Source organism: Flavobacterium sp. (assembly GCF_031423415.1).
GTDB lineage: Bacteria > Bacteroidota > Bacteroidia > Flavobacteriales > Flavobacteriaceae > Flavobacterium.
This window is the reverse complement of record NZ_JANPFL010000067.1, coordinates 1-7,754: the sequence shown is the minus strand read 5'-3', so window position 1 is coordinate 7,754 and position 7,754 is coordinate 1. Positions and strand designations below refer to the sequence as shown.

General features: G+C 29.1%; 8 protein-coding genes. All 8 read right to left on the bottom strand.

Going from position 1 to position 7,754, the window contains the following annotated elements; translation table 11 throughout:
- The coding region (locus RMO83_RS07165) for a hypothetical protein (RefSeq protein ID WP_310558993.1) at positions 1-542 on the bottom strand (542 nt) is incomplete at its 3' end.
- A 238-nt stretch (positions 543-780) separates the two neighbouring features.
- A complete protein-coding gene (locus RMO83_RS07160) occupies positions 781-1,737 on the bottom strand; it encodes a DUF4062 domain-containing protein (protein WP_310558992.1) in 957 nt (318 codons plus the stop codon).
- 183 nt (positions 1,738-1,920) lie between these two features.
- Positions 1,921-2,418: a hypothetical protein gene (locus tag RMO83_RS07155; protein WP_310558991.1), complete on the bottom strand. Its 498-nt coding sequence runs from the start codon at positions 2,416-2,418 to the stop codon at positions 1,921-1,923.
- Positions 2,397-3,872, bottom strand: coding sequence for an AAA family ATPase (locus tag RMO83_RS07150; RefSeq protein WP_310558990.1), 1,476 nt, complete (start codon positions 3,870-3,872; stop codon positions 2,397-2,399). Before RMO83_RS07150 ends, RMO83_RS07155 begins: the two co-directional genes overlap by 22 nt.
- A gap of 145 nt (positions 3,873-4,017) precedes the next feature.
- Positions 4,018-4,170 carry a hypothetical protein gene (locus tag RMO83_RS07145; protein ID WP_310558989.1) on the bottom strand — a complete coding sequence of 51 codons (153 nt, stop codon included), beginning with the start codon at positions 4,168-4,170 and terminating at the stop codon, positions 4,018-4,020.
- A gap of 89 nt (positions 4,171-4,259) precedes the next feature.
- Positions 4,260-5,522, bottom strand: coding sequence for a transposase (locus RMO83_RS07140; RefSeq protein ID WP_310558988.1), 1,263 nt, complete (start codon positions 5,520-5,522; stop codon positions 4,260-4,262).
- Between the two features lie 96 nt (positions 5,523-5,618).
- Complete coding sequence (locus RMO83_RS07135; protein ID WP_310558987.1) at positions 5,619-5,786, bottom strand: hypothetical protein; 168 nt, start codon at positions 5,784-5,786, stop codon at positions 5,619-5,621.
- Between the two features lie 205 nt (positions 5,787-5,991).
- Positions 5,992-6,945 (bottom strand): Fic family protein, encoded by a 954-nt coding sequence (locus RMO83_RS07130; protein WP_310558986.1) that lies wholly within the window; start codon positions 6,943-6,945, stop codon positions 5,992-5,994.
- Positions 6,946-7,754: the final 809 nt, after the last annotated feature.

The window sequence follows — 7,754 nt, the reverse complement described above, 5'->3', positions numbered from 1 at the left end:
CTCCAGTCAAAACGACCTTGTCTTATTTGTACTTTTTCGCCTTTTGCATTTTCTGCATCGAACCAAAATATTCCTGAAATGATGGAGTTTGCTGGGTCAAGTTTTGTGATTTTTAATTCTCCTGAATTAATTATATTTGTAAAAAAACGGTTGCTTGGATTTGGGTCATAGTTCCCTCCACTTCCCGTAAAATTCCCATTGTCATTAATGTTTTTATTCAATATATATGTTTGTCCTACAATAAGTGCAGATTTTCTATTTTGAATCATAACTCCGGGGCTTGAGCTATTTGTTAAATCAAAAAAAGCCATTCCAAAAAAATACTCTCCATTGACTAATTGATAGAAACAGTTTACTTCTGGGTTAATTCCTTCTGCTTTTGGTAAAAAAACTTTTCCGTTAACTAGACAACCAACTGTATTTGCTCCTGTTTGGGTTTCAGGTGGAAGTTGGTCACTTGCTGGGTTGCCAATAACGTTAGTGTCTTTGGAGCAACAACTTAAAAATGTGCTAATTATTAATATTGAGATTAGGTTTTTCATATAGATTTTTTTTTGTAAATATATAATAATCAATTGTGTAAATAAACTATTTTGTGTTATTAAATTGTTTTTATGCGGTTTTTTGAGCGGGTTGCCGACAACGTCTCGTGGCTTGGCGTCAGTTGGGGATTTGGTTAACCAAATGTATAAATTAAAGACCGAACTTCCAAGTACAAAACCAACTTTAAAGTTTGCCGAAAACCCCAATTGCGCCAAACCGCTGTTGGCAGAAGTAGTTTTAGAACGGTAAATCGTCGACTACTTCGGACTGTGTCAATTTAATAAATTTTGGATTCCATTCTTCCTTTGTGTAAACTTTTAGTTTATTGTCTGAATTAAATATTTCTGATGAATAATTTAAGTTGTATCTAATATTACCTTTTTCCATAGACCAATTTTCTTCATTACCAAATGGTAAATCTGAATCATCATCTCTAAAACTTCGCGCTTTTAACAAATCGTGAAATTCTTCTTTGTTTACGAAAAATACTCTGTAAGGAATTTTTAATAAATCTTTAATTTGTTCCATAGCAGGATGATTACTCAACAAAATTTCATTTATTGCATTATCAGAACCTCTTTTTTCTTCTGTTAGAAATGTAACTAATTGATTTAAGGTTTTTGCAGTATTCTCTATACCTTTTATTACATTAAGTTCCTTATTTCTTGTTTGATTTTGTAAAAATCTTTGAAACAGTCCAGCCCATTGTTCTTTAAGAAATGAACTAATATCTGCACTTGTTTCAAAACCGTGAATAGTATTATTATTTGGAAGTGATTCGACAAATTCGATAAAATGATGAATTTTTACATTGTCTGCATATGTATAAATTATTGAATCATTTTCTTTGTTTTTTAAATAAAATTGATATTCGTTATAGACACTTTTCTCAATAAAAATATAAACTTGTTTGTTCAAATCGTATGCAGTTTTGAGTTCCATTTGTGATATGGAATTATTATCATTTTTACTTTCAGAACCATATCTTCCTCCGATAATTGATACTAAAATGTCTACATTATTTATTTCTTTGTAGCAATAATCCTCCAATTTTTCATCCTTTCCGTAAGCAATATTGCCTTGTTCATTGAGAACAGAATCGTAACCTTGGTCTTTAATAAATCTTTCTATATCGCTTCTGATATGTCTTAAATCATAGTAAGTTGAACTAACAAATATTTTCGGTTTTGCCATTTTTTTATTTTAAGTTATTATATTCGGCGTTTTTTGGGGCTATTTCTGCCAACGTCTCGTGGCTTGTAGAAGTTGGGGATTTGGCTAGCCTAAACTCCGGTTAATCACTGACCACAAAAGTACAAAACAATGTATAAAGTCAAGACCAAAACCCCAATTTTTGCAAACCGCTGTTGTGTGTAGTTATTTTATCCTTTTCTTTATATTATTAATCCAATTTAAACTTTCAACGTCAGAGTAAAAATTTTGTTTTGATATTTCAGTATACTTTTTTGCAAATCTTACTTTATTGAATCCTTCATTTCCATCAAAAAATTCTTTAATACTTTTCTTTTCACTTGTCTTTAAATCTAAAAATTCACTTGAATTTTTTGCAGTTTCGATTAAACTATTATTTTGTAGTATTGTTTTAATTTTATTGTCTTCTTCTGAAAATTCCATCAAGGTTTGATAATACATAATAGGATCTAAACAATCTTCTATTTCAGTTGGTGGATTCATCAAATTGCTGTTTACATCAATTAAAACTGTTCCTTCATCTTTATTTAATAATCTTTCAAAAAATAAGTTTTTATTAAGTTCATATGGAACTTCAACTTTTTCGGTGTCTGTGTCAATTAAGCAAAATACTTTACCTTTTATTGTGTAATCTGGATCTTTTATTGGTGATAAAAGATACATATATATTTTTTAACTTCCTTAAAACTTCCTAATGGTAATACTCTTAAATTGTTATTTTTGATTTGATCTTTGAACATTTCTGTGAAATAAATTTTTTCGGACAATCCTTCACAAATTATCCAATTATAGTTATTTTCTTGTAGTAAAGAAAATATAATGGATTGTACTAAATCGTTATAACTTTTGATATTGTAATCTATTGGTAGTTGTCCTTTTATTTTTTTTCTTGATTGAGTTATAGTTTCACGATAATTATAGAGATTAAAATAATCTATCGAAATTTCATTTTTATTGTTTTTCCGTATAGACGTAGCACTTCCGTTAGTAACAACGGGAAGATAGCCGTACCAATGTGTTGAAATGATTATCTGATGATTTTGCTTACTAATCTTAATAAGTTTTTCAAATTGTCCGTAACAACTTGAGATATGTAAAGATGCTTCTGGTTCATCTATAGCCAAAATAATATTACTATCTCGGTCGTTATTTTTTAACAAAAAAGAATAAGCGACATCGATTAGAGCTTTTCTTTTCTCTCCTGAACTTAATTCACTTACTGGAATTCTTTTTGTATCATTTTCAGATTTTCTATTTAATACTTTAATAGAAAAATAAGCTTCAATGATTTTTGACACTAAGTCGGGCATTGTAAGACTGTTTTTAAAATGACCCTTATATTCATAAATTTCCAAAACACCTTCAATATCTTTTACAAAATTGTCTAAATCTTTATTTATTTGTTTAAGAGTTTGAGGCTTGATAGCTTTTTCAATTTCTGATTGAATATTCCTATCCATTAATTTTTGCATATCTTGTGTTTCCAGTTTTGTGTAAGTATTAACATCTGTTTCTACTGGAATATAAATGTATGAATAGTGAGAAATTATATAATCATAAAAGCCTTTAAAGTATTTTTGTAATTCATCTTCGCTATGCTGAATTGCTGGATTTTCATTTATAAAATTTAAGTAATTATGATATGAGCCAAAATAGATACCGCTTTCGTTGTATTTTTTTCCAATGATTAGTAGTAAATATTCTTCATTGTTGTAAACTGCTTTTAATTCCTCTCGATGATCATAAAATTCGTCTAACGATTTAGTTTTCGTCTTATATTTTGTATTCCAAAGGAAATTGGAAAGTTTCACTGCTTTTTCAAAATTTTCAGCGTCTTCCCTTTTGCTTTTTTTTAAAACATCTTTTTTTATTAAAAATACTGGCGCAATAAATGGAATATTTGCACCACCAAGTCCACCCTCATTTTTTGCTTCGTTATTTATTGGCCATTCTTGGTTATTTTTCTTGTTAATTGCAAAATCTAAAGCCTCTAATACAGAGCTTTTGCCTACACCATTTTCTCCTATTAGACTTGAAAATCCATTTCCTTCAGATATTGGTATAAAACTTATCCCTTTATAAATTTTAAAATGTCTTAAGAATAGAGATGTAATCATTTTTTAGTTTTATTTAGTTAAAATCTAGTTTTTTCCACGATTTTTTTGATAATTACACACAACGTCTCGTGGCTTGGCGTCAGTTGGGGATTTGGTTAGCCAAATGTATCGATTTAAAAACCAACTTGCAAGTACAAAACCAACTTTAAAGTTTGCCTAAAACCCCAATTGCGCCAAACCGCTGTTGTGCGTAGTTTTTTGATACTATTATTATATTATTAAGAACTTCAACCCTTTTTTTTGATGTGAGTAAATTATTTGATTTTTCAAATTTTGATATTTCGTTGTCAATATTCATAAATTCCAATTTCATTACTTCAAATATAGTTTTTTTGTTAAAAAAAAGGCATTTTTTTTTTTGTTTAAACACACGTTCCCTTTGAATAATTATGCCACATTTTTTAAATTTTCAATTCTTCTTAATAATTCTTGTTTTTTGTATATTTTTTGGATTTTAAATTCCCTTATAACCTTTGTTTGTACATAAATCATTTCTCCTTTACAACTTTTACATTGAATTGAATCATTGAAAATTTCAAGGATTATTGATTGTGAAATCTGGTTTGGTTTTTCTTCAATTTGTGCTGTAACTTCTGGTTTTTGGTTTACAAATAGTTGTTTTTTGTGTATAATGCTATTTGAATTATAGGCTCCATAATAACGCACTAATCTAAAATAGGGTAGTGGTACGTGTTGTAACAATAATGGAAAAAATTGGGAATAATGTAGTGTCAAAATTTTCTCAACAGCTTTTCCGTTGGCATCTAATTCTCTGTAATCTTTGTGTTTGAATGATATGAATTCATCTTTAATATCAGTTATTTTGTATTCGCTAATACAGGCTCTTTTGGAGTATCTTCCAATATAATTTACTACTTGAATAGCAGTTTTCATTGGTGGTTCGAGGTGCAAAATCCATTTTTGTTTGTCTAGATCTGTTATGAATTTTTCGAAAGCAATTTGATTCTCGAAACGATGTACCAATTCGTTTTTTTTGTAAAATCTTTTAATTCTATTCAAATACTTATTTTTGAAAGATTCTTTGAGTTGGTTATAATTGATATAAGGATTTTCAAGTGCTTTTAATTTTCCAGTCGATGCACAAACGCCACCCCAAGACACTATCATATGAACGTGTAAATGTAAATTTTTTTTTTCTCCAAAGGTGTGTAAAACAGCAATAACACCTGCGTGTAAATGAAATTTTTTCAGGATAATATCCTTCATTAAATTACTAGAAATTTCCAATAATGCGCTTGTCAAATCTTTTTGATTTTTCATCACTAAATTATTCAAAGAATGTGGCAATGTTACTACTACGTGTCTGTGAGGTATTGCCATTAATGAATTGAATATTCTATCGCCCCATTTTAAGGTGTCTCTCCAAGAGCAAGTTGGGCAAAATCTATTTTTGCAATTGTGTCTAATTTCGATTGTGTTTCCACAATCTTTACAGGCATAAATATCTTTTCCAAGAGCATCAGTTCGACAAAGCCTGATTGCGTTTACAGCCTTGTATTGTTCGGGTTTTATAAAATGATTTGGTGCTAAAACATAATCATCCCAATGAGAATTAAAATATTGTGCAAGTGTAAACTTCTTCTCGAATTGAGGAGTTTTAGGAGTTTTGTCTGTTGCACATTTACACATTTAGTTAAAATCTTCCACGACTTGAAGTGCAATCATAAAACCCTGATCTGCGTGAGAGCTTATTTGTACTCGTTCGTTATTTTTTTCTGCATAAATCTAATCATTTTCTGTTACAATAATGTAATCGACCTGTTTATAAAGATTTTCGACTTCTAAATCAAAATCTTCAAAATCTGGAAAACCATCTTCATCGCAAAATAATTGAAATTGATCATTGTCGTTGAATATTGCAAATTGTGTTTTGTTTAGTTTTATTTCTTTCATATTTTCAGAAAAGTTTAAGTCTAAATTATAGAGTATTTTTATCTACAAAGTTTGGCGAAAATTACGTACAACGTATCGTGGCTTGCAGAAGTTGGGGATTTGGTTAGCCTAAACTCATCGTAAATCACTGACCAAAAAAGTACAAAACAATGTGTAAATTCAAGACTCAAACCCCAATTTTTGCAAACCGCTGTTGTGTGTAGTATTAATTTTTTCTGTATGTTGTTGTCTTTTTATCACCTTGTTTTGAAATGATTCCATTTTCAACTGCTTTTTTTAAATCTCTACTGGCAGTAGCTGACGATAAATCCTTGAAATAAATTAGATAATCCTTTCTTGTAAATTCTTCTTCAAATATTTCTATGAAAATTTGAATTCTATTTTCGTCTGAAAGTTTTTTTATTGAGTTTTCTAAAAGTTCACTTAAAGATTGGTCTATAATATTCAACATATATTCGATGAACTTAGTTGATTTTCCTTCTTTATCTGAAATTGATAAAGAATTGTAATATTCTGTTTGATTTTTTGATATTAATGTTTCAAATGGTAAATATTCAAAAACAGAATATTCTTCCATTAAAATTAAAGTTTGCCATAATCTTCCCATTCTACCGTTTCCGTCCATAAAAGGATGAATAAATTCCATTTCGTAATGAAAAACACAACTTTTAATTAATGAGATTTCAGATTTGTCTTTTAAATATTTAAATAAATCTTTCATCAGAAATGGTACATTTTCATAAGGTGGCGCAATATGTTCCACTTTCAAACCTTTTACAATTCCAACACCTTTTCTTCTATATTTCCCGGAATTTTCAATTAGATTAGTCATCAGGATTTTATGGGCTTTTAAAAAATCTTTCTCGGAATGACACTTTAAATATTTTATGTCCTTATAAACTTCTAAAGCGTTTAGCACTTCTGTAATATCTTTCTGAGGTCCAACAACTCTTTTGTTTTCCAATATTGCAGTAACTTGTTCAACTGACAAAGTATTTCCTTCTATGCTTAATGAAGAATGTATTGTTTTTATCTGATTTTGCTTTCGTAATTGTGGATTAGTTTTTATTAAATATTTTGCATTTACTTCTCCTATTTTTTCAGAAATTGAAGAAACATATTTTAAGATTAGAGAAGTTATTTCGTAGGGTGGTTTCATATTTTGATAATATCATTTGATAGTATCAAAAGTATAAATTTTAATTTTAATTTTAGCAGTATTTTTGGGAAATATTACACACAACGTCTCGTGGCTTGGCGTCAGTTGGGGATTTGGTTAGCCAAATGTATAAATTAAAGACTGAACTTTCAAGTACAAAACCAACTTTAAAGTTTGCCTAAAACCCCAATTGCGCCAAACCGCTGTTGTGTGTAGTGCTTTTATTTACGATGTTTTTCTATTTAATTGATTTATTTTGTTTTCAGTTTCTCATCTTGCAGTAAAAAAATCCACTTTTATAATTTCGTCAATGCTTAACTTCCAAAATGTTGCTTGAATGGATTTATTTTCTTTTGGCTTTGCAGTATATTCAAGTTCGTAATTTAAGTCTAAACATTTAAGCCAACTTTCCTCAACTTTTTTTTTCAATTAGAATTGGAGAGGTTGTAGTTGAAGAATATAGAAATTCAGGCTATCCAATAACATCAGAAATATTGAAATTTACAGAAAATGGAATAAAAAGCGTTGGAAAATATCCTGTTGAAAAATAAAAACAGCCACTAACAGCGGTTTGCAAAAATTGGGGTTTTGGTCTTGACTTTACACATTGTTTTGTACTTTTGTGTTCAGTGATTTACTGAAAGTTTAGGCTAACCAAATCCCCAACTTCTGCAAGCCACGAGACGTTAGCGACAATTTTAACCGAAAATGGAGAAAAAAAAGAATTATGAAAAGAAAATGTATAATAATTTTAATTTTTCTTATTGGAATTTTGTATTCGTGTAACAATAACCAAAATCCAAAAAAAG

Bases quoted from the DNA above. Each gene is read 5' to 3' on its own strand.
- RMO83_RS07160 (WP_310558992.1), bottom strand. From the start codon at position 1,737: ATGGCAAAACCGAAAATATTTGTTAGTTCAACTTACTATGATTTAAGA.
- RMO83_RS07155 (WP_310558991.1), bottom strand. From the start codon at position 2,418: ATGTATCTTTTATCACCAATAAAAGATCCAGATTACACAATAAAAGGT.
- RMO83_RS07150 (WP_310558990.1), bottom strand. From the start codon at position 3,872: ATGATTACATCTCTATTCTTAAGACATTTTAAAATTTATAAAGGGATA.
- RMO83_RS07145 (WP_310558989.1), bottom strand. From the start codon at position 4,170: ATGAATATTGACAACGAAATATCAAAATTTGAAAAATCAAATAATTTA.
- RMO83_RS07140 (WP_310558988.1), bottom strand. From the start codon at position 5,522: ATGTGTAAATGTGCAACAGACAAAACTCCTAAAACTCCTCAATTCGAG.
- RMO83_RS07135 (WP_310558987.1), bottom strand. From the start codon at position 5,786: ATGAAAGAAATAAAACTAAACAAAACACAATTTGCAATATTCAACGAC.
- RMO83_RS07130 (WP_310558986.1), bottom strand. From the start codon at position 6,945: ATGAAACCACCCTACGAAATAACTTCTCTAATCTTAAAATATGTTTCT.